Genomic DNA, 26393 nt, shown 5'->3' with positions numbered 1-26393 from the left:
AGCATGATGCTCAGTGAGTTCGCCGGGTTGATGGACATGCCACATCGCAACATGATGTTGGGGATTCAATCGGTGGTCATGCTCGGGGAGCTGGCGGTGAATCGGGTGCTGGATAACCTCGACCCGCTGGCCTGATATTGATCTGAGGCTATAGGGCATCTGTGGCGAGGGAGCTTGCTCCCGCTCGGCTGCGCAGCAGTCGCAAAACCTGAGCAGGCGGTGTATCTGAAAAACCGTGACTGCCGGGTTTGGGGCCGCTTCGCAGCCCAGCGGGAGCAAGCTCCCTCGCCACATTAGGTGTATTCCCACAACGGATTAGCCTAATCAAAAGATCGCAGGTTTTGATCATTCCCCCGCTCCCGCGTGGGAATGCCTGAACGGACGCTCTGCGTTCGGATCTGAAAGAAGGTTCGCGGCTGTTACTGCACACCGACCTGCCCATCACCGAAATCGCCCTGCGTTGCGGTTACACCGACCACAGTGCCTTCAGCCGACAGTTTCGCGCGTTGACCAGTTTGTCACCGAGTCAGTTTCGGGATAATCCACGCTAGGTGGAGGTACGCAATTTCTTTGTTCCGGATTCATTTTCCGGTGGTTTGGCCGAGAGATGGAGGGTGTTCTTCCGGGCCTCTTCGCGAGCAAGCCCGCTCCCACACTGGATCTTCTGTGAACCCATTATTTGTGACCGACACAAATCAACTGTGGGAGCGGGCTTGCTCGCGAAGAGGCCGGTACAGCCACCACAAGGCTCGGTGTCAGACCGCTAAACAAGCACTGTTTAATCGACACTTCCAGATACTCACCCAGGCTACACATCCTTGCGCCGCTGCCTACAACTACGCCAGAATCCGCCGGCTTGTACGCCTTGAGGCCGGGCTCTATCGTTTCCGGGTCGCTGACGAATCAGCGATCGGATTTGACCGTCCGAACAAATCAAGGCGCGCCAGCGTCCAAGACCAAATTCAGGCATTGCCTGAAAAATCGTGTCGCGGTGGCTGTGCGTGGGACACCTTCGGGTGTGCCGGATTCCTTGATGTCCGGTCGGTCAACCCGCGTACAGCTGCCACCTTGTTCGTTTGACCGCGAACGGCGGTAGCTCCAGTCATCAAGGAGCTTCATCATGATCAAACCTACACCCAACCCACCGGAAACCGATCCAACATCCCCCTACGAATCCCTGGATTCGAAAAAACTCAACGAAGCCGCCGACCGCGCCCTCGACCACTACCTCAAACCGCCTATCCCCAAAGACACCAAGCGCAAACCCAGCACCATTTACCACGTCGGCACCGAGGTCGATAACGAAACCCTGCTGGTCAACGCCTGCGAATCCCTGGCGTCAGCGAGCATGATGCTCAGTGAGTTCGCCGGGTTGATGGACATGCCACATCGCAACATGATGTTGGGGATTCAATCGGTGGTCATGCTCGGGGAGCTGGCGGTGAATCGGGTGCTGGATAACCTCGACCCGCGAGGCTAGCCAGAAAGATCAAAAGATCGCAGTCGGACACAATTCCCGGCAGGAGCACCGGTGTTCCTTAAAGGGGCGCCTCGCACAACCATTGCTCCCATCTGTAACACCTCCCATTGCGGGCCCAAGCCTTCACGGCGTCCAGTTACGCCACTACAACACCTCTACTTCAAGCCCTGACACTAAATTCGCGCCTCGGCCTGGAAATGGGCACGTTGATTGCTATTGTTAATATCGTATACGAAATCCCCAATACGATATCCAACAGCACTTCACATCAACGAGGCCTCTATGAAAAACCCCGCATTTGCCGTAGCCCTCAGCGCTGTTCTCAGTACTTCTTTTATTGCCACCGCCCAGGCCGACAAGCTCGACGACATTATCGGTTCGGGCAAGCTGCGTTGCGCCGTGACCCTGGACTTCCCGCCCATGGGTTTTCGCGATGCCGGTAACAACCCGGCCGGTTTTGACGTGGACTACTGCCATGACCTGGCGAAAATCCTCGGGGTCGACGCCGAAGTGGTCGAGACGCCATTCCCGGACCGCATTCCGGCGCTGGTTTCCGGGCGGGCCGACGTGATCGTCGCCTCCACCTCCGACACCCTCGAGCGGGCCAAGACCGTCGGCCTCACCGTGCCCTACTTTGCCTTCCAGATGGTGGTGCTGACCCGCGACGACACCGGTATCAATAGCTTCGATGACCTCAAGGGCAAACCCGTCGGTAACACCAGCGGCACTTATGAGGCAATTGCCCTGGAGAAAGACGTGAAGAGCTGGGGCACCGGTACCTTCCGTGCCTATCAGTCGCAAAACGACACGTTGCTTGCCGTCGCCCAAGGCCATATCGCCGCCACCGTGGTCACCAACACCGTGGCCGCCGCCACCCTCAAATCCGGCAAATACAAAAACCTGAAGGTCGCCGGTAACGCGCCGTACGTGATCGACTACGTTTCCCTCGGCGCCAAGCGCAACGAGTATGGCCTGCTCAATTACCTCAACCTGTTCGTCAACCAGCAGGTGCGCACCGGTCGTTACAAGGAGCTGTTCGTCAAATGGGTCGGCACTGAAATTTCGCCGACCAACCTGACCGTGCCACAGGTCTACTACTAAGGTGTCCGGCATGCCTAGGCCCACTTCTCTGACCGGTCGCAGCCTGGTCGCGGGCGCCGCCGAGGGCGCCCTGCTGTTCGCCGATATCGGGTTGAGTTTCTGGGGCGGGGTCGATCCGTATAGCGGCGAGATCATTGACCGTCACCACCCGCTCAGCGGCGAATACCTGGCCGGCCGCGTGCTGGCCATCCCCAGCGGTCGCGGCTCGTGCACCGGCAGTAGCGTGTTGATGGAACTGATCAGCAACGGTCACGCACCGGCCGCACTGGTGCTGGCCGAACCCGATGAGATCCTGACCCTGGGCGTGCTCGTGGCACAGACCATTTTCGAGCGTTCCCTGCCGGTGCTGTGCATCGGCCGGGAGGCCTTCGCCGCCCTGCGCGGCAAGGCTTTCGCTCGGGTCGAGGACACAACGCTGAACCTGTTCGAGCACCCGCCGGGCGATGCCTGGCAGGCACTCGACAGCTCATCGCAACCTGCAGAAACCGGCGCCTCGATTGAACTCACCGAACACGACCGGACGCTGCTCGGCGGCCAGTATGGCAAGGCCGCGCAGATGGCGATGCAGATCGTCCTGCGCATGGCCGAACTGCAAGGTGCCCGCCATCTGGTAGATGTCACCCAAGCGCACATCGACGGCTGTATCTACACCGGACCGGCGAGCCTGCGTTTTGCCCAACAGTTGGTGCAATGGGGAGCAACAGTGCGGGTGCCCACCACCCTCAATTCGATTTCCGTGGATCAGCGCCGCTGGCGCGAGCTGGGCATCGACCCGGCACTCGGTGAACCGGCCAGTGCCCTGGGCGATGCCTATATGGCGATGGGTGCACAGCTGAGTTTCACCTGCGCGCCCTACCTGCTCGACAGCGCGCCGAAGGCCGGCGAGCAGATCGTCTGGGCCGAATCCAACGCAGTGGTCTACGCCAACAGCGTGCTCGGCGCACGCACCCTGAAGTACCCGGACTACCTGGACATCTGCATCGCGCTGACTGGTCGCGCCCCGTTGATCGGCTGCCATCTGGAAGCGCAACGCAAGGCCCGACTGCAAATCGAGTTGCCCGCCTTGGGTGAACTGGACGACGCCTTCTACCCGCTGCTCGGTTACCACATCGGCGCGCTGGCGGGCAGCCGGATTCCACTGGTGCGCGGGTTGGAAAACCGCCAGCCGAGCCTGGACGACCTCAAGGCGTTCGGTGCGGCATTTGCCACCACCTCCGCCGCGCCCTTGTTCCATATCGCCGGGGTCACCCCGGAGGCCATTGACCCGGCGCAGGTGCTGGAAGTGGATGGGTTTCTACCCGTGGAAAAAATCCGACTGAACGATCTATTGGTCAGCTGGCGCGAGCTCAACAGTGCCCGCGACAACCGGGTGGATGTGGTCTCGCTGGGCAACCCGCATTTCTCCCTCAGCGAATTCGCCCACCTCGCGCGGCTGTGCCTCGGTCGGCACAAACACCCTGACGTGGTCCTCGCCATTACCTGCGGCCGCGCCGTGCTGGAGCAGGCTCGCGAAGCCGGGCATATCGCCGTGATCGAAGCTTTCGGCGCCACCCTGGTCACCGATACCTGCTGGTGCATGCTCAGCGAACCGGTGATCCCGCTGGCCGCAAAAACCTTGATGACCAACTCCGGCAAGTACGCCCATTACGCACCCGGCCTGGTGGGCCGCAAAGTGCATTTCGCCAGCATCAAAGAATGCGTCGATGCCGCCTGCAATGCCACCGCCAGCGGGCGCCTGCCGGCGTGGCTACAACCTGCCGCCCTACTGGAGAGCCCTGCGCATGTTTGATTACAGCTTCCAATGGCGCTCAGCGCTGCGCGCCCTGCCGGACATGCTTGCCGGTGCCCTGGTCACCTTCGAGACCGCGGCGCTGTCGATGATTTTCGGCGTACTGATCGCCCTGGCCCTGACCGTGATGCGCGAAAGCAAAAACCCGCTGCTGCGCGGCATCGGCAACGGCTGGGTATCGATCGCGCGCAATACCCCGTCGCTGTTCCAGATCTACGTCCTCTACTTCGGCCTCGGCTCGCTGGGCATGCACGTCAGCTCGTGGTTCGCCCTGCTGGCCGGGATCACTTTCAACAATGCCGGGTATCTGGCGGAGAACTTTCGCGGTGGCCTCAAGGCCGTACCGGACACACAAGTGCGCGCCGCACGTTCGCTGGGCATGAGTGCCTTCCAGGCCTACCGCATGATCATCGTCCCGCAGCTGCTGCGGATCGTCTTCTACCCACTGACTAATCAGATGGTCTGGGCGGTGCTGATGACGTCGCTGGGGGTGATCGTCGGGCTGAACAATGACCTGACCGGCGTGACCCAGGATTACAACGTCAAAACGTTCCGCACCTTCGAGTTCTTCGCCATCGCAGCGGTGCTGTATTACCTGATTGCCAAGGCGATCGTCGCGGCAGCCCGGCTGATGGCCTGGCGGTTGTTCCGTTACTGAGGAGCTGTCCATGTTTGCCACCGGTTTTTCCTCCAATGACCTGTTGTTCCTGCTCAATGGCGCCTGGGTCACGCTGCAACTGACGTTCTGGTCGATCATGCTCGGCTCCCTGGCCGGCTTGCTCTTCGGTCTGCTGCGGGCCTTGTTGCCACGGGCCAGTTTGCCCTTGGCCTGGGTGCTGGACGTGTTTCGCAGCGTGCCGTTGCTGATCCAGTTCGTGCTGTTCAACTCGCTCAAAAGCATCGTCGGCTTGAACATCAGCGCCTTCAGCGTCGGCTGCATCGTGCTGGGGGTTTACGCCGCCGCGTACTTCACCGAGATCGTGCGCGCTGGTGTGCTTTCGGTGCCGTTCACCCTGCGCCGGGCCAGTCGCTCGCTGGGCCTGAGCTTCCTGCAGGATCTGCGCTGGATCGTCCTGCCGATGGCCACCCGGGTAGCTTTTCCGGGCTGGCTGAACCTGGTGCTCGGCGTGATGAAAGACACCGCACTGGTGATGTGGATCGGCATCGTCGAACTGCTGCGCGCCTCGCAAACCATCGTCACCCGCATCCAGGAACCGTTGCTGGTGCTGTGCATCGCGGGCCTTATCTACTACGTCATGAGCCTGGTGGTCGCACGCCTGGGCGCTCGTCTGGAAAGAAGGTGGCAAGAAAATGATTGAGATCGACAACGTACATAAATCCTTCGGCGACCTCGCCGTGGTCAAGGGTGTCAGCCTGACGGTGAACAAGGGCGAGGTGGTGTCGATCATCGGCGGCTCGGGCTCCGGCAAATCGACCCTGCTGATGTGCATCAACGGCCTGGAACCGATCCAGAAAGGCAGCATTCGCGTCGACGGCGTCGAGGTCCATGACAGCGCCACCGACCTTAATCGCCTGCGGCAGAAAATCGGCATCGTGTTCCAGCAATGGAACGCCTTCCCGCACCTGACAGTGCTGGAAAACGTAATGCTGGCCCCGCGCAAAGTCTTGGGTAAAAGCAAGCGCGAGGCCGAGGAACTGGCGGTGCAGCAACTGACCCACGTGGGCCTTGGCGACAAGCTCAAGACCTTCCCGGGCAAGTTGTCCGGCGGTCAGCAACAACGCATGGCGATTGCCCGCGCCCTGGCCATGTCGCCGGACTACATGCTGTTCGACGAAGCCACCTCGGCCCTCGATCCGCAATTGGTCGGTGAGGTGCTGGACACCATGCGCATGCTCGCCGAAGACGGCATGACCATGGTGCTGGTGACCCACGAAATCCGCTTTGCCCGCGATGTGTCTGATCGTGTGGCGTTCTTTCGCAATGGCCTGGTGCACGAGATCGGCTCGCCGGATCAGGTGATTGGTAATCCGGTGCATGCGGAGACTGCGGCGTTTCTGAAATCGGTGAAGTAACGGCTGGCCCCTTCGCGAGCAAGCCCGCTCCCACATTTGATCTTCAGTGCGACACAGATCCAGTGTGGGAGCGGGCTTGCTCGCGAAGGGGCCCTGACAGACAAAACAAGGAGCAGGCAATGCGCTCATCAAAAGTCATTCATGTAGTCAGCTGTCATGCCGAAGGCGAAGTCGGCGATGTGATCGTCGGCGGTGTCGCCCCACCACCGGGCGCCACTGTGTGGGAACAATCGCGCTGGATCGCCAAGGATCAAACCTTGCGCAACTTCGTGCTCAACGAACCTCGCGGCGGCGTGTTCCGCCACGTCAACCTGCTGGTGCCGGCCAAGGATCCTCGGGCGCAAATGGCCTGGATCATCATGGAACCGGCGGACACGCCACCGATGTCCGGCTCCAATTCGCTGTGCGTCGCCACGGTGCTGCTCGACAGCGGCATCCTGCCGATGACCGAACCGCAAACCCGACTGATACTCGAAGCGCCCGGCGGCCTGATCGAGGCCGTGGCCGATTGCCGCGATGGCAAGGTCGAGCGGGTAGAAATCAAGAACGTGCCCTCCTTCGCTGACCGCCTCGACGCCTGGATCGAAGTCGAAGGCCTCGGCTCGTTGCAGGTCGACACCGCGTACGGCGGCGACAGTTTTGTGATCGCCGACGCCGAACGCTTGGGCTTTTCCATTCGTCCTGATGAGGCTGCCGACCTGGTGGCGGTCGGGCTGAAAATCACTCGCGCGGCCAATGAACAGCTGGGCTTCGTCCATCCGCTGAACCCCGAGTGGTCGCATATTTCCTTCTGCCAGATTGCCGCGCCCATCGTCGTTGAAAAAGGCATCGCCACGGGTGCCAACGCGGTAGTGATTCAACCCGGCAAGATCGACCGCTCGCCCACCGGCACCGGTTGCTCGGCGCGCATGGCGGTGCTGCAGGCCAAGGGCTTGATGCAAGTGGGCGAGCGCTTTATTGGCCGTTCGATCATCGGTTCCGAATTCCATTGCCGCATCGATTCCCTGACCGAAGTGGCCGGACGCCCGGCGATCTACCCGTGCATATCCGGTCGGGCCTGGATCACCGGCACCCACCAATTGCTGCTCGACCCGAGTGATCCGTGGCCACAGGGCTATCGCTTGTCAGACACCTGGCCGGGTGCCTGAAACTCCCCAGACCAACGGCTACCAAAAAAACCTGACTAATTGAAAAAAACACTAGCCGAGTCATTGGCATTTAAAATATCGTATACGAAATACAATTAACGAACCGGAGGCAACAATGAGCAAGCGCATTAACTGGAGTGGCGTCTTCCCCGCGGTGACCACTCAATTCAACGATGACTTTTCCATCAACCTGGAAAAAACCCATCAGGTGATTTCCAACGTGATCCGTGACGGCGTCTCAGGCCTGGTGGTGTGCGGTTCGGTGGGGGAAAACACCTCATTGACCGCCGAAGAGAAAATCGCCGTGACCGAAGTCGCGGTCGACGCCTCCCGGGGTCGCGTGCCAGTGATCTGCGGTGTGGCCGAGTTCACCAGCGTGCAAGCGGCCAAGGTCGCCAATGCCGTGCGCCGGGTCGGCGTCGACGGCGTGATGCTGATGCCGGCGCTGGTCTACGGCTCCAAGCCGTTCGAGACCGCCGAGCACTACCGCTACGTGGCAAAAAACGCCGACGTACCGCTGATGGTCTACAACAACCCACCGATCTACAAAAACGACGTCACCCCGGACATCCTGATTTCCCTGGCCGACTGCGACAACGTGGTGTGCTTCAAGGATTCGTCCGGCGATACCCGTCGCTTCATCGACGTGCGCAATGAAGTCGGCGACCGTTTCGTGCTGTTCGCAGGCCTCGACGACGTGGTGCTGGAAAGCATCGCGGTGGGGGCCGAGGGCTGGGTCTCGGGCATGTCCAACGTGTTCCCGAAAGAAGGCGAGACCATCTTCCGTCTGGCCAAGGCCGGTCGCTTCGCCGAAGCCATGCCGATCTACGAATGGCTGATGCCGATCCTGCACCTCGATGCCCGTGCCGACCTGGTGCAGTGCATCAAGCTCTGCGAAGCCATCGCCGGTCGCGGCAGCGCGCTGACCCGTCCGCCACGCCTGGCACTGCCGGAAGCCGATCGGGTGTTCGTCGAGCAGATCATGGCCAAGGCCCTGGCTAACCGTCCGGAGTTGCCAGACGTCGGTCTCTGAGTGATTGCCGGGCGGGTCTTTGCGGACCCGGCCCGGCTGCCTGTTTTTGCGCCCCTACAGGAAACGCCAGCATGTCCAATCCTCTACACACGCAAAGCGCAACCACCCCCTCGGGACTCAAACGCGTAGTGGCCGCCGCCATGGCCGGCACTGTCGCCGAGTGGTATGAATTCTTTCTCTACGGCACAGCCTCCGCACTGGTCTTCGGCCAGTTGTTCTTCCGCCAGACCGACAGCCCCATCGACGGCATCATCGCTGCCTTCGCCTTGTACGCGGTCGGCTTTCTCGCTCGCCCATTGGGCGGTCTGGTGTTCGGTCACTACGGTGACAAATTCGGCCGAAAACGCCTGTTGCAACTGAGCCTGGTGGTGGTCGGCATCACCACTTTTCTGATGGGCTGCCTGCCCGGCTTCGACCAGATCGGCTATGCCGCGCCGGTGTTGTTGGTGCTGCTACGGCTGATCCAGGGCTTTGCCTTTGGTGGTGAATGGGGCGGTGCGATTCTGCTGGTGTCCGAACACTGTCCCGACAATCGCCGAGGCTTCTGGGCCAGTTGGCCGCAAGCCGGGGTGCCGGCCGGCAATCTGGTGGCCACCGTCGCTCTGCTGCTGTTGTCATCGAACCTGTCGGAAGAACAATTTCTCGCTTGGGGCTGGCGTGTGGCGTTCTGGTTCTCGGCGGTGGTGGTGCTGATCGGCTACTGGATTCGCACCAGCGTCGATGACGCGCCGATCTTCAAAGAAGCCCAGGCCCGTCAAGCGCAGATCAAGCAGCAACAGCTGGGCGTGGTCGAAGTGCTGCGTCATCACTGGCGCGCCGTGCTGGTAGGGATTGGCGCACGCTTCGCCGAGAACATCCTCTATTACACCGTGGTGACCTTTTCGATCACCTACCTGAAACTGGTGGTGCACAAGGACACCTCGGAAATTCTGCTGCTGATGTTCGGCGCGCACTTGGTGCACTTCTTCCTGATTCCGTTGATGGGGTATCTGTCGGATATCGTCGGGCGCAAACCGGTCTACCTGACCGGCGCGGTGCTCACCGCGTTCTGGGGCTTTGTCGGTTTCCCGATGATGGACACCGGCAACAATTGGCTGATCATGGCGGCGATCATCCTGGGCCTGGGCATCGAGTCGATGACCTATGCACCCTACTCGGCGCTGATGGCCGAAATGTTCCCGACCCACGTGCGTTACACCGCCCTTTCACTGTGCTACCAGGTGGCGCCGATTTTCGCTGGTTCCCTGGCACCGCTGATCGCCATCACCCTGCTCAACAAATATCACAGCTCGACACCCATTGCCTGGTACCTGGTGGGCGCCGCGCTGATCTCCATCGTGGCCGTCGGCCTGACCCGGGAAACCCGTGGCAAGTCGTTGCACCTGGTGGATGCCGAATCCGCTGCGCGCATTGCTGCGCTGGATAGCGCCGTGCCGGCCATGGCACGCCGGGGTGATTCGCTGGTTTGAGCGTTGTACTTGTCACACCCCACTCTGTGGCGAGGGAGCTTGCTCCCGCTCGAGTGCGCAGCACTCGCAAAATAGGCAATTGTTGCCGCTATTTTGGGGCCGCTACGCAGCCCAACGCGAGCAAGCTCGCTCGCCACAAAACAGCGTACGGCTCAGCACCCTGATTGAAGGTCCTGCCTCACCTTTCCCGACAGGAGTTTTTGATGTCCCAAATCATCGGCCACAACTACATCGGCGGTGCCCGCAGCGCCGCTGGCAACATCGCGATGCAAAGCCACGACGCCAGCACCGGCGAAGCACTGCCCTACTCGTTCATCCAAGCCACCGCTGAGGAAGTCGACGCCGCAGCACAGGCCGCTGCTGCCGCTTACCCAACCTTGCGCAATCTACCGGCAACTCGCCGTGCAGAATTTCTTGAAGCGATCGCCACGCAACTGGATGCACTGGATGATGAATTCGTCGCTCTGGTCACCCGCGAAACCGCCCTGCCGACCGGGCGCATTCAAGGCGAACGCAGCCGCACCAGCAACCAAATGCGCCTGTTCGCTCAGGTTCTGCGCCGGGGCGATTTCTATGGTGCGCGCATCGACCGCGCCTTACCCGAACGTCTGCCACTGCCACGGGTCGACCTGCGCCAATACCGGATCGGTGTCGGTCCGGTGGCTGTGTTCGGCGCCAGTAATTTCCCGCTGGCCTTTTCCACCGCCGGCGGTGACACCGCAGCAGCCTTGGCCGCCGGTTGCCCGGTGGTGTTCAAGGCCCACAGCGGACACATGGCGACCGCCGAACACGTGGCCGATGCAATCATCCGCGCCGCCGAGCAAACCGACATGCCCAAAGGTGTGTTCAACATGATCTACGGTGCAGGCGTCGGTGAAGCGCTGGTCAAGCATCCGGCGATCCAGGCCGTCGGTTTCACCGGCTCGTTAAAAGGTGGTCGCGCCCTCTGTGACATGGCCGCCGCCCGGCCACAACCGATCCCGGTGTTCGCCGAAATGAGCAGCATCAACCCGGTGCTGGTTTTGCCTGAAGCCCTGCTCGCGCGTGGCGAAAAAATCGCCGGGGAACTGGTGGCGTCGGTGGTCCAGGGTTGCGGTCAGTTCTGTACCAATCCGGGGTTGGTGATCGGTATGCGCTCACCCCACTTCAGCGCTTTCATCGCGCGGCTCAGTGCCTGGATGGCCGAACAACCGGCGCAAACCATGCTCAACGCCGGCACCCTCGGCAGCTACGAAAAAGGCGTGCAGGCCTTGCTCGACCATCCGGGAACAATCCGCCTGGCGGGCCAGGATCAGCACGGCAATCAAGCGTGGCCGCAACTGTTCAAGGCCGACGCCAGTCTGCTGCTCAAGGGTGATCCGCTGTTGCAGGAAGAAGTGTTCGGCCCGACCACCCTCGTTGTCGAAGTAGCCGACAAGGCCGAGTTGCGACAAGCGCTGAACAGTTTGCACGGTCAACTCACCGCCACGTTGATTGGCGAAGCACAGGACCTGAAGGAACACGCCGATCTGCTGGTGCTGCTGGAGCAAAAGGTCGGCCGCGTGCTGTTCAACGGCTACCCCACCGGCGTCGAAGTTTGCGATGCCATGGTGCATGGCGGGCCTTATCCGGCGACCTCCGATGCCCGTGGCACCTCGGTCGGCAGCCTGGCCATCGAGCGCTTCCTGCGCCCGGTGTGCTACCAGAACTGCCCGGACGCCTTGCTGCCCGACGCCCTGAAAAACGCCAACCCGCTGGGCATTGCGCGCCTGGTGGACGGCACCAGCCACCGCGAACCGGTTTAACAACACGACCTCCTGTGGGAGCGTGGCTTGCCCGCGAAAGCGGTGTATCAGACGACATCAATGGTGAATGTCAAGACGCCTTCGCGGGCAAGCCACGCTCCCACAGGATTTTCATCGTATTCAAGCCAGCAGTGCTTTCAGGTCGTTGTACAGCGCCTCGGGAATCTGTACTCCCTCCACCACACTGCGTGCCCGCGCCGCATAACGCCGTTGCGACGGCAAGCGTGCACCCTGCCCTTCAATGCCCTGAAACAACACTTCGGCCCGGGCCAAATGTTCCTCAGTGGCCGCCCCCAGAAAACGTCGCGGGTCCAGCGCAATGATCAACTCACCATGGTAGGGCGACGACTTGCTGCCCGCGTCATAGGCCAGCGATTCGGCACTGGTCAGATCACCGATCAAAGGCCCGGCGATCAACTCCACCATCGCCGCCAGCGCCGAGCCCTTGTGCCCACCGAACGTCAACATCGCGCCACCGTCGAGCACTACGTTGGCATCGGTGCTCGGCCGACCCTCAGCGTCCACGCCCCAACCCCCGGGAATCGCCTTGCCGGCACGCCGATGCAACTCGATATCACCACGGGCAATCGCACTGGTGGCGAAGTCGAACACAAACGGATCCTGCCCCGCCCGCGGCCAGCCAAAGGCAATGGGATTGGTGCCGAACACCGGCACACGTCCCCCGGCCGGTGCCACCCACGCATGACTCGGATTACACGCCAGCGCCACCAACCCGGCAGCAGTCAACTGCTCGATCTCCACCCACAGCGCCGAGAAATGCACGCAGCGATTGATCGCCAACGCCGCAATCCCGTTGGCCCGGGTTTTCTCCGCCAGCAACCCAAGCCCGGCCTGAAACGCCAATTGCGAGAAACCACCAGCGGCATCCACCCGCACGATCGACGGCGCCTGGTCGATCACCTGCGGCTCGGCATCGGCCGACACCTTACCGGCCCGCAGAGAATTCACGCAGCCCAGAATCCGGTACAAACCGTGGGAAGCGCAGCCATCGCGCTCGCCGGCGATCACCGTCGCCGCCACCGCTTGCGCGTGGGCCAGATTAAAACCGTTGTGCAACAGGATCGATTCGGCCAACTCGCGGGCTTGAATCAGGGTCAGTCGGATCATGCTCATCTCCTTGGACAGACCGGTCAGGGTGGGCCATTCCAAGGCTCACGGCTTGATCGCTTTAGGTCAGGTTGATGACGAATTCGGCATATCGTTGAAACGGTCGACGTTATTGTGTGGCCGCACCACTCGTCGGCAGACGCAACGCGATCAATTGACATCAATGGGGGGCTGCGCAATTATTATTACATCGTATGCGATACAAACGCATACGACACACAAATCACATCTTTTGAAACGTTGAGGATCCACCCCATGAGCAAGATCGAAAAAGTACTGGCCACCGGCAAGACTCACACCACCGTTAGCGTCGCTGGCAACACTTCGAGGGGCCATAACGGCAGCCTCGACATCCAGCTCTCGTCGCCTGGAAACGCGAAACTGGCGCACGAGTTCAAAACCATTGCACCGCACCCAACCGCAGAGCAGCTGTTCGCCGGCGCATGGTCGGCCTGCTACACCGCCGCAGTCGGGCTGGTGGCCAATGAAATGAACGTGGTGCTGCCGTCTGATCTGTCCGTGGACATCGAAGTCGATCTGGGTCAGACCGGTCCGGCGTACTTCCTCCAGGCTCGGTTAACTCTGCGCGTACCAGGTCTGGCGCATGACATCGCGACGACGCTGGCGCATACCGCAGATCAAATTTGCCCGTACTCGAAAGCGACGCGGGGTAACATTGACGTGGCTCTGAACGTTCTCACGGCATGATGCACCGCACGGTCGATATGCCATATATATCGCATACGCTTTAAGCGTATGCGAATCACAAACCCTTCAACACTACGTCGACGTGGCCATAAACGCCCTCACCTCATGATTCACCGTATGGCCGGTTCGACGTTGCTGCCGAACCGGCCACAGTCGAAAGTCAGAGCTGTTCCGACACAATCGCATACGCGGTATATTTTGCCTTTGCGAGCCTTCAACTTTGGCCAATGAGGAAACACATGAAACCCACCGACAAGACGGCTCCTGCCAACCTGAAGCTCTCCGACTTCCTGTGTTTTGCGGTCTATTCCACGAACCTTGCCTTCGGCAAAGCCTACAAGCCGATACTGGAGCAGCTGGGGCTCACCTATACGCAATACATCACCATCGTTGCGCTATGGGAGGAAGACAATCAAACCGTGGGCAGCCTGGGCGAGAAGCTGTTTCTCGAATCGAACACGCTCACACCGATCCTGAAGAAGCTGGAAGCGATGGGCTATCTACAGAGGCAGCGTGATCCCGAGGACGAGCGGCAGGTGCGGATCAGTCTGACGAAGAATGGTCGACAGTTGCGCGAAGGCCGTCCCGAAATGGGCCTCTCCGACGCAACGGGCCTGACACCAGACGAGTTCACGCAGATGCAGAATGCGATCGTGAAGCTGCGCAACAATCTCATCAAATCGACGAAAGCCGGGGAATGAGTGGCTACTGATGGTTTTTTTAATCGGGGGTATTTTTCGGGCATAAAAAGCCCAACCTTTTCAGACTGGGCTAGACATTGAATCATAGGGTCGGGACGGTGTGATTCGAACACTCGCCCCTAGGTCCCCATCTTCTTTTTCAGCTCAATTCGTTTTCCCGGATGAGCTTCTTGTTGATCTTCCCGACGCTGGTTTTAGGAATCTCCGCGACGAATTTGAACTGCTTGGGAATCGCCCATTTGTTGATGCGGCCACGCTCGACAAACCCTTGCAGATGCGCCTCCAGGATCTTGCGGTCGAGATACTGCCCAGGCTCGCACACCACCAGCGCCATCGGCCGTTCGCCCCATTGCTCATCGGCAATGCCCACGACCGCGACCGACATCACCGCCGCGTGTTCGCTGATCAGGCTTTCCAGTTCCAGGGAGCTGATCCACTCCCCGCCCGTCTTGATGACATCCTTGATTCGATCTTTGATTTCCACCCCTCCCAACGCGTCGATTGAGGCCAGATCGCCGGTGTGCATCCAACCGTTGTGCCACAGCTCGGCACCCTTTTCGGGCTCCTTCAAATAGCCTTGGGTCAGCCAGGGTGCGCGCACCACGATCTCGCCCAGAGACTCGCCGTCATGGGCAACGTCATTGCCATTGGCATCGATGATTTTCAGGTCAACCATCGGCACCGGCGTGCCAGTCTTGATGCGGGTGGCCAATTGGGTTTGCGTGGATTGAGCGAGGTCTTCGTCACGCAGGTAAGTCAGGCACAGCAGCGGGCAGGTTTCCGACATGCCATAACCGCTGTGTATCTGAATACCTTTGGCACTCGCTTCGCTGGCAATTCCCAGCGTCAGTGCGCTGCCGCCCAAAAGCATTTTCCAGCCATCGAAACGGGTCTGTGCCGCTTCCTCACAGCTCAGGATCATTTGCAGAATGGTCGGCACACAATGGGAAAAAGTGACCTTTTCCTCACGATACAGCCTGACCAGACTGTTGGGTTCGTAGCGGCCGGGGTACACCTGCTTGAGCCCCATCAGGGTGGCGACATAAGGCACACCCCACGCATGCACGTGAAACATCGGGGTGATCGGCATGTAGACATCATCGGAGCGCAGCAGCGGCAACCCCTGATAGACGCCCAACGTGCCCACGGCATTCAAGGTGTGCAGGACCAATTGGCGGTGGGTGAAATACACGCCTTTAGGATCGCCAGTGGTGCCCGTGGTGTAGAAAAGGGTCGCCACCGAGTTTTCATCGAAATCGGGAAAGTCGTACTGGTCTGCCGACCCGGACAACAGGTTTTCATATTCCCCCAGCACCGGTAGCGACGTGTCGGTTGCTGTGTCGTCCGTGAGTTGCAGGTAACCTTTGACGGTTTTGAGCTGCCCGTGAATCTGTTCAACCAGCGGCAGGAAATCATCATGCACCAACACCAGGTCGTCCTCGGCGTGGTTCATGGTGAAGAGCACCTGATCCGGCGACAGACGAATGTTCACGGTATGCAGCACCGCGCCGATCATCGGTACGGCAAAGAAGCATTCCAGGTAGCGATGGCTGTCCCAGTCGAGCAGGGCCACGGTATCGCCGGCCTTGACGCCGGCAGCGGTCAAGGCGTTGGCCAGCCGGCGGATCCGCTGGTTGAGGGTCTGGTAGCTGTAGCGTAGTTTGTCGGCGTAAACGATTTCCCTGCCCGGTTCGTAGCGCACGCCGGACAGCAATAATTGCTTGATCAGCAAGGGATAGGCATAGGCGCCATCGGCGGGCGGAATTATTTTTGTCGCCATCATGGTTGGTTTCCTTGTCCTTTCGATCAGAAGTGCGCTGGTTCCAGCTCGTAGAGGCATTCGCTGCCGGCCTTGACCGAAGCGCTCAACGAGTGGATGCGCGGCAGCAGGCGGGCGAAGTAGAAGCGCGCAGTGCCCAGCTTGCTGGCGTAGAAGTCATCCTCGGCCTGTTTGCCCATGGCCGCTTTGGCCATCAGTGCCCACATGTAGGCATAGGCGGTGTAGCCGAACACCTGCAGGTACTCGACCGAGGCCGCGCCAATTTCGTTGGGATTGTGGGTGGCCCGATCCAGCAACCACGCGGTCAGTTCGTCGAGGGTGTCCACGGCGGCGTTCAATGGCTTGCAGAATTCGCCCAGACCAGCACCGGCATTGGCGGTAAAGTTGCGGATTTCCGAAGCGAACAGCCGGTACAGCGCCCCGCCGCTGCCAACGATTTTGCGCCCGGCCAAATCCAGTGACTGGATACCGTTGGTGCCTTCGTAGATCTGGGTGATGCGCACATCGCGTACCAGTTGCTCCTGGCCCCATTCGCGAATGTAGCCGTGGCCGCCGAAGATCTGCTGGCCATGCACCGTGGTTTCCAGCCCCATGTCGGTGAGGAACGCCTTGGCCACCGGGGTCAGCAGCGATACCAGCTCCTGGGCGCGGGTGCGGGTTGCCGCGTCATCGCTGTACTTGGCGGTGTCCAGTTGCAGCGCCACGTAGCTGGAGAACGCGCGCCCGCCTTCGTTCAAGGCTTTCATGGTCAACAGCATGCGCCGTACATCCGGGTGCACGATGATCGGGTCGGCGGCCTTGTCCTTGTTCTGCGCGCCTGTCGGCGAACGGCTTTGCAGACGGTCACGGGCGTATTCGACGGCGTTCTGGTACGAACGCTCACCCAACGCCAGACCCTGGATACCCACGCCCAAACGTTCGTAGTTCATCATGGTGAACATCGCTGCCAGGCCCTTGTTTGGCGCATCGACGATCCAGCCGGTCGCCTCGTCAAAGTTCATCACGCACGTGGCAGAGGCCTTGATGCCCATCTTGTGCTCGATGGAACCGCAGGACAGCGCATTGTGCTCACCCAGCGAGCCATCGGCATTGACCAGCACTTTGGGCACCAGAAACAGCGAAATCCCCTTGGGGCCGGCGGGTGCATCCGGCAACCGGGCGAGCACCAAATGAATGATGTTTTCGGTCAGGTCGTGCTCGCCGCCGGTGATGAAAATCTTGCTACCGCTGATCTTGAAACTGCCGTCGGCCTGAGGTTCGGCGCGAGTGCGAATCAGGCCCAGGTCCGTGCCGGCATGCGCCTCGGTCAGGCACATCGAGCCGGTCCAGGTGCCGGCATACATGTTCGGCAGATAGCGTTCCTTGAGCTCTTCACTGGCGTGGGCATTGATCGACAGGCACGCACCGGCGGTCAGCATCGGGTACAGGCCGAACGACAGGCTCGCCGAGTTGACCATCTCTTCGACCTGAGCCGAAATGGCCTTGGGCATGCCCATGCCACCGAACTGCGGATCACCGCCAACCCCCACCCAACCGCCGTCGGCGAATGCCTGATAGGCCGCGACAAAACCGTCCGGCGCCTGGACCGCGCCGTTGCTCCAGGTGCAGCCCTGCTCGTCGCTGCTGCGGTTCAGCGGTGCGATAACTTCGCCACTGATTTTGCCGGCCTCTTCAAGGATCGCGGCGGCCGTTTCTTCATCGATCACCTCGGCCAGGCCAGGCAATTGGGCCCATAGCCGGGACACCTGGAAGACTTCGTTGAGTACGAAGCGCATATCGCGCAAAGGAGCTTTGTAATCAGACATGGTTGGCTTACTCGGAAGTGGTCAGGGCATGCGGCATACCCTGGCGTTGAGAGGTGTCGGTTTCAGTGGCTTGCGCCACTTTGGCTTGCGCAACGGGGTGACGCAGCAGGAAGTACGACAGGGCAGGAATCAGCACCAGCGCGCCGAGCATGTTCCACAGGAACATGAAGGTCAGCAGGATGCCCATGTCGGCCTGGAACTTGATCGGCGACCAGACCCAGCACACCACGCCCGCCGCCAGGGTGATGCCCACCAGGCCCACCACCCGGCCGGTAAACGACACGGCGTTGCGGTAAGCCTGGCTCAGCGGCAAGCCCTGGCGCTGGTAATGCAACTGCACGCTGAGCAGGTACAAGGCGTAGTCCACGCCGATGCCCACGCCCAATGCGATCACCGGCAGGGTCGCGACCTTCACTCCAATGCCCATGGCCACCATCAACGCTTCGCAAAGGATCGAGGTCAGCACCAGCGGCAACAACGCAACCAACGTGGCGCGCCAGCTGCGGAAGGTGATCAGGCAGAACAGCGTCACCGCCGCATAGACGTAAAGCAGCATGGTGCGATTGGCCTCGCGCACCACAATGTTGGTCGCCGCTTCAATCCCGGCCGACCCGGCCGCCAGCAGGAACTGGCGATCTTCGCTGTTGTTCTCCCGGGCGAACTTTTCGGCGATGCCCACCACGGCATCCAGGGTCTCGGCCTTGTGGTCCTTGAGGAAGGTGATCACCGGCATCAGCGAACAGTCGGTGTTGAACAACTCCGGGGAGTTGACCGAGGCTTGTTGCGCGGCGTAGTTCAGCACGTCCTGATTGCGCTGGATGCTGTTGAGCTTGGGGTTGCCTTCATAAGTACCGGCGGTGATCTGGCGCACTGCGTTGACCAACGAAGCCGTGGCCTGCACGCCCGGATACTGCTGCAGCTCCCAGGCCAGACGGTCGGCGAGGACCAGCGTCTTGTAGTTCAAGCAGCCTTCCGGCGCGGTCTTGATCATCACCGCGAACAGGTCGCTGGACAGCGCGTAGTGGCTGGTGATGTAGGCGTTGTCACGGTTGTAGCGAGAGTCGGCACGCAACTCCGGTGCGCCACTTTCCAGGTCGCCGATCTTCAATTGCAAGCTGACCATGAAGCCGCCAATGCCCATCAGCGCCGCAACCAATACCGCCCCCGTGGCCCACTTGCGCGTGGTGAAACGGTCGAGCAAGTCCCACAGTTTGCCGAAGCCTTTGTGCCCTTCTGCACGCGTGTCGATTTTCAACGCACGCTCGGCCGCCCTGGTGCCGACGCCGACATAAGACAGCGCCACCGGCATCAGCAACAGCGAGGTGAAGATCAGCACCGCCACACCAATACTGGCGGTGATCGCCAGGTCGCGGATCACCGGAATATCGATCAGCATCAGCACCGCGAACCCGACAGCATCGGCCAGCAGCGCGGTGACGCCGGCAATGAACAGGCGGCGGAAGGTGTAGCGGGCGGCGATGAGTCTGTGGGTGCCACGGGCGATGTCTTGCATGATCCCGTTCATCTTCTGCGCCGCATGGGACACACCGATGGCGAAAATCAGAAAAGGCACCAGCACCGAGTACGGGTCGATGGCATAGCCGAGCCAGGCAACGATGCCCAGTTGCCAGACCACCGCAATCAGCGAGCAGCCGACCACCAGCAAGGTGCTGCGCACGCATCGGGTGTAGGCGTAAATGATGATCAGCGACGTGACGACGGCCAGGCCGAAGAACATCATCACCTGGATCAGGCCATCGATCAGGTCGCCCATCAGTTTGGCGAAACCGATCACCCGGACTTTGTACTGGCCCTTGCCCTCCTCCCCGGCTTTGCGTGCAGCGCTGTCACCGGCGAACTCGATCTTGTCGCGCAACTGCTCCTCGAGCATCTGCGAAAAGGCGTGGTAGTCGATGCGCTGACCGCTGGCCGTGGCCTTGTCCAACAGCGGTACGATGAGCATGCTCGATTTGTAGTCGCTGGCCACCAGACTGCCGACGATACCGGCGCGGGAAATGTTCTGGCGCAGCTGTTCTATTTCTTCCGGCTTGCCCTGGTAGGTATCAGGCATCACCGGGCCACCCTGGAAACCTTCCTCGGTGACTTCGGTCCAGCGCACCGCCGGGCTCCACAACGACTTCATCCAGGCACGGTCGACGCCTTCGGTGACGAACAACTGATCGTTGACCTGTTTGAGTACGTCAAGATAAGCGGGGTCGAAGATATCGCCCTGGGTGTTCTCCACCACCACCCGTACCGAGTTGCCCAGACCGCGCAGCGACTGGCGGTTCTCCAGGAAATTCTGAATGTACGGCTGGCTCTGCGGAATCATCTTTTCAAAGCTGGGGCGCAGCTCCAGGCGAGTTGCCGCCATGTAGCCCAACACCACGGTGGCCAGCGCCATTAGCAGCATGAACAACGGACGGTAGTTGAACACCAACCGCTCCAGCCGGTTGCCGGAATGGCGGTCGAAATCCCGCAGATCGCGGATCACCGGCATGGTTTCTTGTTTGGTATGGCCCATGTCTGGGTTCTCGCTCTAAGGGTTCGAGGGCTTATCAACGGACAGCGTCCGTGCACCACGGCTGCCAACCACCACCAGCGCACCGTCGGCGGACTGAGTGGCGCCGGTCACCGGTGTCGGTGCCTGTTGCTGAACCAGATGCAATTGCGCGCCTGTGCCCTGGCTGACCAGCATCTGCCCGCCCTGGGTGAACAAGCGGTAGTTGCCACGGCCATCGACCAGGCCCGCGGTGATGCTGACGCGCAGGCCACTGTCCAGCGGGGTCCAGCTGAGACCGCCATCGGTGCTGCGCAGCACATTGCCGCGCAAGCCATAGACGAGCACTTCCCCGGGCTTGCCGAGCACACCGAAAAAACTGCCCTGATAGGGTGTCTGCACGGCGGCGAACCGCTGTTGGGTGTCATCCCACTTGAGCAGCAGCCCCTGCTCCCCGGCGATGTACAGCGCATCGCCAGTGGAGGCGATGGCGTTGAGGTGAAAGCCCTGCGGGTTGTCGGTGCGGTCCTGGAACGGTGTCCAGCTCTGGCCGCCGTCTTCGGTGCGCAAGATCAGGTTGAACACCCCGACCACGTAACCGAGGCGGTCGTTGGCGAACCAGACATCGAGCAACGGTTTGTCGGCGCCCTGCGCCATCAGGCGCTCACCTTCGGCGACCAGCAGTGGCCATTGTTCGTTGCCCGGTTCTGCACTGGCCAACGCGCCGTAATGCTTGACCAGCAAGGCACCGATCTCGCGACCGTCCAGTTGCTTGCGCCAGGTCGCACCGGCGTCGTTGCTGTGCAACACCACGCCGTCACCGCCCACCGCCCAGCCTTGGGTGGCGGAAGGAAAACTCACGGCATTGAGGTCGGCACTGACCGGCACCGCGGCCTGCTGCCAGTGTTTACCGACATCATCGGAATACAGAATGTGGCCACGCTGCCCGACGGCGACCAAGCGGTCGCCTGCGCGGGCCATGCCCGATAGCGGGCTGTTGACGGCCAAGGCGCTGACCCTGGCCGGCAGATCCAGCACGTCGACATAAGCGGACGCCTGGCTCAGGCCCTGCAACGTTACAAGCAAGGCGCCAAGCGCCAACTGCAGATAATTCTTGTACGAACACATACCGCGTCCTCTTCGGAAAACCGCGCCTGGACACACGTCCGTGTGCCTGACGTTCCAACCTGGCGTCCGAAACGATCGGCATGCACCGACCGTCGTGCGGCCCCCTGCCTGGCAGGCAGTGGACTGCACGGACGCTTTGTCACGGTTTGCTTAGCGAATCCCGTTACCGGCCAGGGACTCAGGCGACCACTGCGCCTTGGAGAGCGGATCGATGTACTTGATGCCGCCGTAAGGGCCAACCACACCGTTGATGTTGTAGGAACCACCCACCAGGTCATAAATCATGAAGGGCGTGGAGTCCGGGATCTGCTTGTCGTAGCTCTGGCTGAGGAACGCGAAAGAGCCACGGTACAGCTGACCACGGGCGTCATATTGGTCAGAGGCCAGAGCGGTCCAGCTGTCTTCATCGAGGTAGAAGCGACGCTTCTGGTAGATGTGCCGGGCGCCGGACTTGAGGTTGCCCTCCACCACCCAGACCCGGTGTTTTTCCCAGCGCACGTAATCCGGTGCCAGGTGATTGGCGGTGGTCAGCGATTTGGGGTCCTGGGCGTAGGTCAGCTTGTAGGTGTTGTAAGGGACGATCATTTCCTGCTTGCCCACCAGCTTCCAGTCGTAGCGGTCCAGTGCACCGTTGAACACGAAAACATCGTCGTAGGTGCCCGCGCCAGCGGTGCCAGGGTTAGGCGTGTCGTAAGCCAGGTTCGGTGCCAGCTTGACCCGACGCTGGCCCGGTAAGTATTGCCAGGCGCGGCGCGGTTGCTGCAGCGGGTTGGCGGCGTCCTTGAGCATCACCGCTTCACCGGCCCGGCGCGCAGGGCCGGTATAGGACAACTTCATCTGGTAGTACACGTCGGCGCTGCTGATCGGCTGCGCGAGGTTTTCGTAGATCGGATAGGAAATGAACGCCAGTCCGGTGGTCGCCAGGCTCGGCACGCCAGCGGAGTCGACGTTCCAGGAGTCGTACTTGGAGTTGATGTTGACGCCCTGGTAACGCAACAGGAAGTTCCACATCGCCTCGTTGCCCGACTGCGGAATCGGGAACGGCACACCGGGCAGTACGTTATCGATGGCCAGGCCACCTTCCAGGGACTTGGCACCGGTGGCGTTTTTCACGCCGTTGTCCAGCACCGCCTTGGGCAACGAGACGGTGCGGTGGGTCGGGTAGACATTGACGTGGAAGCTGGGGAAACGCTTGGCCAGTTCCACCGTGGTTGCACTGAGCAAGCCCTTGTACTGATCGACGTTCTTGCCGTCGATTACCAGCAACGGCTTTTCGTTGACGAAAGGATCCGGACGCATGCTGTCACCGGACTTGAAACTGGCCGGCGGCGTGGTCAGGCCACCCTCATAGGCGGGGATGGAGCCGTCGGCGTTTGCGGCCTTTTCAGCCCCGATCAGGGTCAGGCTGCTGCCCAATTTGGCAGCGTCCTGGGTTGAAACAGCGGCCTGTGCCTGGGCGGCAAGGACCAAGGCCAGCGAAGCAGCCAACACGGTTTTTGCGTATTTCATCTTGTTATTCTCCTGCTTGCGTTGAGCAAATCAGTGGTGCATCAAAAAGTGGTTTTCATCGTCAGGTAAACGGCGCCACGGTCCTCAGTCGTGGCCCCACCACCGGAGAAGGCCGAGTAGCCGCCGCCGTAACACGCGTAGTTTTCATTGCCGCTAAAGGCATTGGGGGTGGAGCCGTCGCCGCTGCCGGCATTGGCCGCGCCGGTGCTCAGACCGCTGGTGTCGCACTTGTCGGTCTTGCCGAAGGAGTCCACGTACTTCAGGTCGATGAAGTATTTGTTGTACACAACAGCACCCACGCCCACGGCATAGTTGCCGGTGTCTTTGGCACCGCCACCGGACACCGGTGACACGCCGTCGAGGCCGACGTTGATGGACATCGGTGCGTTGAGGTCGACACCGGGAAACACCTGATACCAGGTCGGCGTGAAGTTGACCGCGATGCCCCAGTTGTCCCGGGTCGGCTGGTCGATGCCGCGATAGGTGTCCTTGCCCTTGTAGAGCGCTTCGTTCTTGCTATCGAGCTTGAGCAAGTTGCTGTAGTACAACTCGGCGAGCAGGCTGGCCGAATCGAACACCGGGGTTTTCGGGAAGGTCATCAGGCCGTTGAGCGTCCAGTGCAAGGTGTCGCCGGTGGCGGCCATGCTGTCGCCCTTCTGCGGGGCGTCATAAACCACACCGGTGGCAGCCGTACGCGCCGGCAACAGACCAAGACCCGCGCCCAGGCCTAGCGGACTGTTAGTGCTGACAACCGCCGGAATACTGGCCAACGGCATGTTGTGACGAATGTTCAGGTCCGAACCGACGCTCACCCCCCCAACGTCCTTGGACAGGCTCAGGCCAACGATCTTGATGTTGTCGGCATAGGCCATTTGATAGGTGGCGGTGCTCAGCGAGTTGAGCGTGTTGATCACCGCAGGCACTTGCCCTGCCGGCCGGGTGCCATTGGGGTTGGCCGAACTCAGGCCTCTGGCATCCAGCCAGGCTTGCGGCAGGATTTCCGAGGTTTCGCGGTAATAAACACCGAGGGTGCCATCCAGCCAGGCCGGCGACCACTTGGCCATCACGCCCCAGTCTCCGCGCTTGTCCGGCGTCAGGTCGTGACCGCGACGCACATTGGTCAGCCCGTTGCAGGGCGCCAGACCACAACCCAGCGGACTGCCCGGCACCACGCCATTGGTGTTGCCCAGCAGGAACGACTGCGCGCCGAAGCCGACCAGATCAGAACCGCCGTAATAAGTACCGGCTTCAGGCAGGCGGGCGGCATCCCAATCCAGGAAATACTGAGCGCCCACGGTCAACTCGGGATTGACGGTGAACGACATCGACAACTGGTTACGCGGAACGAACAGTTCCTTGGCTTCGGTACCCGGTGAGGCGGCCAGTTTGGCCAGGTCCAGGCCCGATTGGCCGTAACTGTTCGAGTGCACCGGGTTGAGGATGGTTTCACCCCAGAACACGTTGTGCTGGCCGGCCTTGACGCTCAACAGCGACTCCTCGCCCACTTCGGTGCTGTAGAACACGAAGGCATCGAGGATTTCGCCGGATGGACCGGTGTAGTAACGCTGGGCGTAGTTGCTCAGGTGCGGGCTGCCATTGCCGACATTGTCGCCGGTGACCCCGGCCAGGCGCGGATCGTTGGCAACCAGACCCGACCGTGCGTCATTGCCGTTGACGAACGGGTTGGAATTGGAACCGGTGTTCTCGTAGGCCTTGTCGTACCAACTGGCGGCGCTGACGCGAAAGCCCATGTGGTTTTTGTAGACCACATCCATTTCGGTCAACAGGTCGATACGGTTGGTGATGTTGGTCCCGGCCTTACGGAAGTTGTAGTCGCCATCGTTGTTGTTCGGTGTCGCCAACATCCGCTTGTCGGCACTTTCGGTGCGTACGCCGTAGTTGTACTTCACGGTGTTATCAACACGCACGGTCCAGTCCGGATTACCTGTCTCGAATTCGACCGCCTGCGCGACCGGCATGGCTGCGACCAGAATGGCCGAGGCCAATAAGGTGTATCGCGAGGGTGCGAAGCCGTGACTCTTATTGTTATGCATTGCGTTGTCTCTCCGCCTTTTTGTATTTGTTTTAAGCGCAGCCGCCCTCGCGCAACCCTTGTTTCAGGGGTTTGCGTTTTTCAGGAGTGAGGGCAAATACCGGATGGCTGGGGCCAACCGGCGCCTGAACTAGCGATCCAGCTCCAGGATGAGTGCTTCGGCTTGCGGCCAGTGGCCAAACCCTGCTGCCGGATTGAGATGACCCACCTCGCCCAGGTTGAGCAGTTCACTGCCCCAGCCTTCTGCCAGGCGAGTGGCGGCATCCAGGCTGGCGAGGTGGTCGTTGGTACTGACGGCCACCAGACTGCGGAACGGCAGTGGCCCTTTTGGTAGAGGATTCCAACCCTGGGTACGCAGGGTTTCGGCAGATGGGTAGCCTTGCGGCCATTGAGCATCGAGGTCCGGAGGCGTGGCCAGCAGCGCGCCCTTGATCGGCCGACTGTGCTGCGCCGCCCAGTGCGCGACCATCAGCACACCGGCGCTGTGAGCAACCAGAATCACCGGCCCGTCGATCTGCTCCAGCGCGTGCTGGATCGCTTCGACCCGCTTGGCGCAATCGAGCTTGTCGGTTTCCAGCGGCGGTACACTGCGCACTTTGCAGAGCCTTGCCTCAAGCAACGTTTGCCAATGCTCGGCAACGTGCTCACGCAGACCCGGTACGATCAGAACAGTTGCGGCAGTTTGCAGTTTGTCCACTTTCAACACCTTCGCTTTCTCGATGACTCGACTGGCTCTATCGCCAGGGGCTTTTTGTAGGACTGACATTAAAGAGCGCCCACCCAAGGCGCTTTTCATTGGACGTCAGGCACTTTTCTTTTCATGACAGATTTGCCGAGGCTGGCGTGCCCCGACCATTGGTCGAAAAGCCCCGCAGCTTCTCTGCGGGTCACTGTAATCAATGGGTGAGCGTCGATTGCTCGACAACAACGCAGGGGCTTCTGGACAGAATTGGGCGAGCGCCCTCGACAACGTCACAACTGTTCAATTGCTTATGTGCTGGATATAGTCGCCACGCTCATCCGAATCGCAACTGGCCCAGGAAAGACCTTCGCATGCCCAAGCTTGTTCGCGCCGCTGTCTTGACCAACTACCTGGAGGTCACCCAATACCTGGGGTTCAACCCACGTGATGTGCTGGCCGGCGTCGGCCTGAGTAAAGCGCTGCTGCAAGCGCCCGAACACCGCATCCCCATTGATGCCGCCGTACGCCTGCTGGAAGATTCGGCCGCCGCCAGTGGCTGGC

22 protein-coding genes and 1 pseudogene are annotated in these 26393 nt (G+C 60.9%); 15 read left to right on the top strand and 8 right to left on the bottom strand.

Features of this window, described 5'->3' with window-relative positions:
• The 12 genes and pseudogenes from PMI36_RS32465 to PMI36_RS16010 all read left to right on the top strand — a co-directional run.
• Positions 1 to 135: DUF6124 family protein (locus PMI36_RS32465; RefSeq protein ID WP_008071754.1), on the top strand; the 135-nt coding region annotated here is incomplete at its 5' end.
• Positions 136 to 389: 254 nt separating this feature from the next.
• A pseudogene (locus PMI36_RS30550) lies at positions 390 to 551 on the top strand (helix-turn-helix domain-containing protein); the annotation flags it as partial.
• A gap of 569 nt (positions 552 to 1120) precedes the next feature.
• A complete protein-coding gene (locus tag PMI36_RS15965; RefSeq protein WP_008071753.1) occupies positions 1121 to 1480 on the top strand; it encodes a DUF6124 family protein in 360 nt (119 codons plus the stop codon).
• 282 nt (positions 1481 to 1762) lie between these two features.
• Entirely contained in the window at positions 1763 to 2581 is an 819-nt protein-coding gene (locus PMI36_RS15970; protein WP_007903735.1) for an ABC transporter substrate-binding protein, read from the top strand.
• A 10-nt stretch (positions 2582 to 2591) separates the two neighbouring features.
• Entirely contained in the window at positions 2592 to 4370 is a 1779-nt protein-coding gene (gene lhpI, locus PMI36_RS15975) for a cis-3-hydroxy-L-proline dehydratase (RefSeq protein ID WP_008071741.1), read from the top strand.
• On the top strand, positions 4363 to 5028 hold the full coding sequence (locus PMI36_RS15980; protein ID WP_008071739.1) for an amino acid ABC transporter permease: 666 nt from the start codon (positions 4363 to 4365) through the stop codon (positions 5026 to 5028). The genes lhpI and PMI36_RS15980 overlap by 8 nt, the downstream gene beginning before the upstream one ends.
• 10 nt (positions 5029 to 5038) lie before the next feature.
• A complete protein-coding gene (locus PMI36_RS15985; protein WP_007903724.1) occupies positions 5039 to 5689 on the top strand; it encodes an amino acid ABC transporter permease in 651 nt (216 codons plus the stop codon).
• On the top strand, positions 5682 to 6404 hold the full coding sequence (locus PMI36_RS15990; RefSeq protein WP_007903722.1) for an amino acid ABC transporter ATP-binding protein: 723 nt from the start codon (positions 5682 to 5684) through the stop codon (positions 6402 to 6404). The genes PMI36_RS15985 and PMI36_RS15990 overlap by 8 nt, the downstream gene beginning before the upstream one ends.
• Before the next feature lie 119 nt (positions 6405 to 6523).
• Positions 6524 to 7552, top strand: coding sequence for a trans-3-hydroxy-L-proline dehydratase (locus tag PMI36_RS15995; protein WP_008071733.1), 1029 nt, complete (start codon positions 6524 to 6526; stop codon positions 7550 to 7552).
• A gap of 115 nt (positions 7553 to 7667) precedes the next feature.
• Positions 7668 to 8585, top strand: a complete 918-nt coding sequence (locus PMI36_RS16000) for a dihydrodipicolinate synthase family protein (RefSeq protein WP_007903713.1) — start codon at positions 7668 to 7670, stop codon at positions 8583 to 8585.
• Positions 8586 to 8656: 71 nt separating this feature from the next.
• Positions 8657 to 10054, top strand: coding sequence for a fosfomycin efflux MFS transporter AbaF (abaF, locus tag PMI36_RS16005; protein WP_008071731.1), 1398 nt, complete (start codon positions 8657 to 8659; stop codon positions 10052 to 10054).
• A 203-nt stretch (positions 10055 to 10257) separates the two neighbouring features.
• Complete coding sequence (locus PMI36_RS16010; protein ID WP_008071729.1) at positions 10258 to 11838, top strand: aldehyde dehydrogenase (NADP(+)); 1581 nt, start codon at positions 10258 to 10260, stop codon at positions 11836 to 11838.
• A gap of 120 nt (positions 11839 to 11958) precedes the next feature.
• On the opposite strand, the gene PMI36_RS16015 is transcribed toward PMI36_RS16010, so the two are convergent.
• Positions 11959 to 12966, bottom strand: coding sequence for an Ldh family oxidoreductase (locus tag PMI36_RS16015; RefSeq protein ID WP_008071727.1), 1008 nt, complete (start codon positions 12964 to 12966; stop codon positions 11959 to 11961).
• A gap of 255 nt (positions 12967 to 13221) precedes the next feature.
• Here PMI36_RS16015 and PMI36_RS16020 point away from each other — a divergent pair, with 255 nt between their 5' ends.
• Both PMI36_RS16020 and PMI36_RS16025 read left to right on the top strand, forming a co-directional pair.
• Positions 13222 to 13674: an Ohr family peroxiredoxin gene (locus PMI36_RS16020; RefSeq protein ID WP_008071725.1), complete on the top strand. Its 453-nt coding sequence runs from the start codon at positions 13222 to 13224 to the stop codon at positions 13672 to 13674.
• A gap of 239 nt (positions 13675 to 13913) precedes the next feature.
• Positions 13914 to 14375 carry a MarR family winged helix-turn-helix transcriptional regulator gene (locus tag PMI36_RS16025; protein ID WP_008071723.1) on the top strand — a complete coding sequence of 154 codons (462 nt, stop codon included), beginning with the start codon at positions 13914 to 13916 and terminating at the stop codon, positions 14373 to 14375.
• A 139-nt stretch (positions 14376 to 14514) separates the two neighbouring features.
• On the opposite strand, the gene PMI36_RS16030 is transcribed toward PMI36_RS16025, so the two are convergent.
• From PMI36_RS16030 to PMI36_RS16060, 7 genes are all read right to left on the bottom strand, one after another.
• Positions 14515 to 16158: a fatty acid--CoA ligase gene (locus PMI36_RS16030; RefSeq protein ID WP_008071721.1), complete on the bottom strand. Its 1644-nt coding sequence runs from the start codon at positions 16156 to 16158 to the stop codon at positions 14515 to 14517.
• A gap of 23 nt (positions 16159 to 16181) precedes the next feature.
• Positions 16182 to 17960 (bottom strand): acyl-CoA dehydrogenase C-terminal domain-containing protein, encoded by a 1779-nt coding sequence (locus PMI36_RS16035; RefSeq protein WP_008071720.1) that lies wholly within the window; start codon positions 17958 to 17960, stop codon positions 16182 to 16184.
• A 7-nt stretch (positions 17961 to 17967) separates the two neighbouring features.
• Positions 17968 to 20484, bottom strand: coding sequence for an efflux RND transporter permease subunit (locus PMI36_RS16040; protein ID WP_008071718.1), 2517 nt, complete (start codon positions 20482 to 20484; stop codon positions 17968 to 17970).
• Positions 20485 to 20499: 15 nt separating this feature from the next.
• On the bottom strand, positions 20500 to 21588 hold the full coding sequence (locus PMI36_RS16045; protein WP_008071716.1) for a WD40/YVTN/BNR-like repeat-containing protein: 1089 nt from the start codon (positions 21586 to 21588) through the stop codon (positions 20500 to 20502).
• A 150-nt stretch (positions 21589 to 21738) separates the two neighbouring features.
• On the bottom strand, positions 21739 to 23097 hold the full coding sequence (locus PMI36_RS16050) for a DUF1329 domain-containing protein (protein WP_008071714.1): 1359 nt from the start codon (positions 23095 to 23097) through the stop codon (positions 21739 to 21741).
• A gap of 41 nt (positions 23098 to 23138) precedes the next feature.
• Positions 23139 to 25151 carry a DUF1302 domain-containing protein gene (locus PMI36_RS16055; RefSeq protein ID WP_008071713.1) on the bottom strand — a complete coding sequence of 671 codons (2013 nt, stop codon included), beginning with the start codon at positions 25149 to 25151 and terminating at the stop codon, positions 23139 to 23141.
• A gap of 129 nt (positions 25152 to 25280) precedes the next feature.
• Positions 25281 to 25847 carry an RBBP9/YdeN family alpha/beta hydrolase gene (locus tag PMI36_RS16060; protein ID WP_032830383.1) on the bottom strand — a complete coding sequence of 189 codons (567 nt, stop codon included), beginning with the start codon at positions 25845 to 25847 and terminating at the stop codon, positions 25281 to 25283.
• A gap of 356 nt (positions 25848 to 26203) precedes the next feature.
• Here PMI36_RS16060 and PMI36_RS16065 point away from each other — a divergent pair.
• A partial coding sequence (locus PMI36_RS16065) for an AraC family transcriptional regulator ligand-binding domain-containing protein (protein WP_007903689.1) occupies positions 26204 to 26393 on the top strand: 190 nt, incomplete at its 3' end.

The sequence above is a fragment of the Pseudomonas sp. GM79 genome (assembly GCF_000282495.1).
Classification (GTDB): domain Bacteria; phylum Pseudomonadota; class Gammaproteobacteria; order Pseudomonadales; family Pseudomonadaceae; genus Aquipseudomonas.
This window is presented reverse-complemented; position numbering and strand designations above follow the sequence as displayed.

Bases quoted from the DNA above. Each gene is read 5' to 3' on its own strand.
- PMI36_RS15990 (WP_007903722.1), top strand. From the start codon at position 5,682: ATGATTGAGATCGACAACGTACATAAATCCTTCGGCGACCTCGCCGTG.
- PMI36_RS16050 (WP_008071714.1), bottom strand. From the start codon at position 23,097: ATGAAATACGCAAAAACCGTGTTGGCTGCTTCGCTGGCCTTGGTCCTT.
- abaF (WP_008071731.1), top strand. From the start codon at position 8,657: ATGTCCAATCCTCTACACACGCAAAGCGCAACCACCCCCTCGGGACTC.
- PMI36_RS16035 (WP_008071720.1), bottom strand. From the start codon at position 17,960: ATGTCTGATTACAAAGCTCCTTTGCGCGATATGCGCTTCGTACTCAAC.
- PMI36_RS15985 (WP_007903724.1), top strand. From the start codon at position 5,039: ATGTTTGCCACCGGTTTTTCCTCCAATGACCTGTTGTTCCTGCTCAAT.
- PMI36_RS16025 (WP_008071723.1), top strand. From the start codon at position 13,914: ATGAAACCCACCGACAAGACGGCTCCTGCCAACCTGAAGCTCTCCGAC.
- PMI36_RS16040 (WP_008071718.1), bottom strand. From the start codon at position 20,484: ATGGGCCATACCAAACAAGAAACCATGCCGGTGATCCGCGATCTGCGG.
- PMI36_RS16000 (WP_007903713.1), top strand. From the start codon at position 7,668: ATGAGCAAGCGCATTAACTGGAGTGGCGTCTTCCCCGCGGTGACCACT.
- PMI36_RS16010 (WP_008071729.1), top strand. From the start codon at position 10,258: ATGTCCCAAATCATCGGCCACAACTACATCGGCGGTGCCCGCAGCGCC.
- PMI36_RS15965 (WP_008071753.1), top strand. From the start codon at position 1,121: ATGATCAAACCTACACCCAACCCACCGGAAACCGATCCAACATCCCCC.
- PMI36_RS15980 (WP_008071739.1), top strand. From the start codon at position 4,363: ATGTTTGATTACAGCTTCCAATGGCGCTCAGCGCTGCGCGCCCTGCCG.
- lhpI (WP_008071741.1), top strand. From the start codon at position 2,592: ATGCCTAGGCCCACTTCTCTGACCGGTCGCAGCCTGGTCGCGGGCGCC.
- PMI36_RS16045 (WP_008071716.1), bottom strand. From the start codon at position 21,588: ATGTGTTCGTACAAGAATTATCTGCAGTTGGCGCTTGGCGCCTTGCTT.
- PMI36_RS15970 (WP_007903735.1), top strand. From the start codon at position 1,763: ATGAAAAACCCCGCATTTGCCGTAGCCCTCAGCGCTGTTCTCAGTACT.
- PMI36_RS16015 (WP_008071727.1), bottom strand. From the start codon at position 12,966: ATGATCCGACTGACCCTGATTCAAGCCCGCGAGTTGGCCGAATCGATC.
- PMI36_RS15995 (WP_008071733.1), top strand. From the start codon at position 6,524: ATGCGCTCATCAAAAGTCATTCATGTAGTCAGCTGTCATGCCGAAGGC.
- PMI36_RS16020 (WP_008071725.1), top strand. From the start codon at position 13,222: ATGAGCAAGATCGAAAAAGTACTGGCCACCGGCAAGACTCACACCACC.
- PMI36_RS16030 (WP_008071721.1), bottom strand. From the start codon at position 16,158: ATGATGGCGACAAAAATAATTCCGCCCGCCGATGGCGCCTATGCCTAT.
- PMI36_RS16055 (WP_008071713.1), bottom strand. From the start codon at position 25,151: ATGCATAACAATAAGAGTCACGGCTTCGCACCCTCGCGATACACCTTA.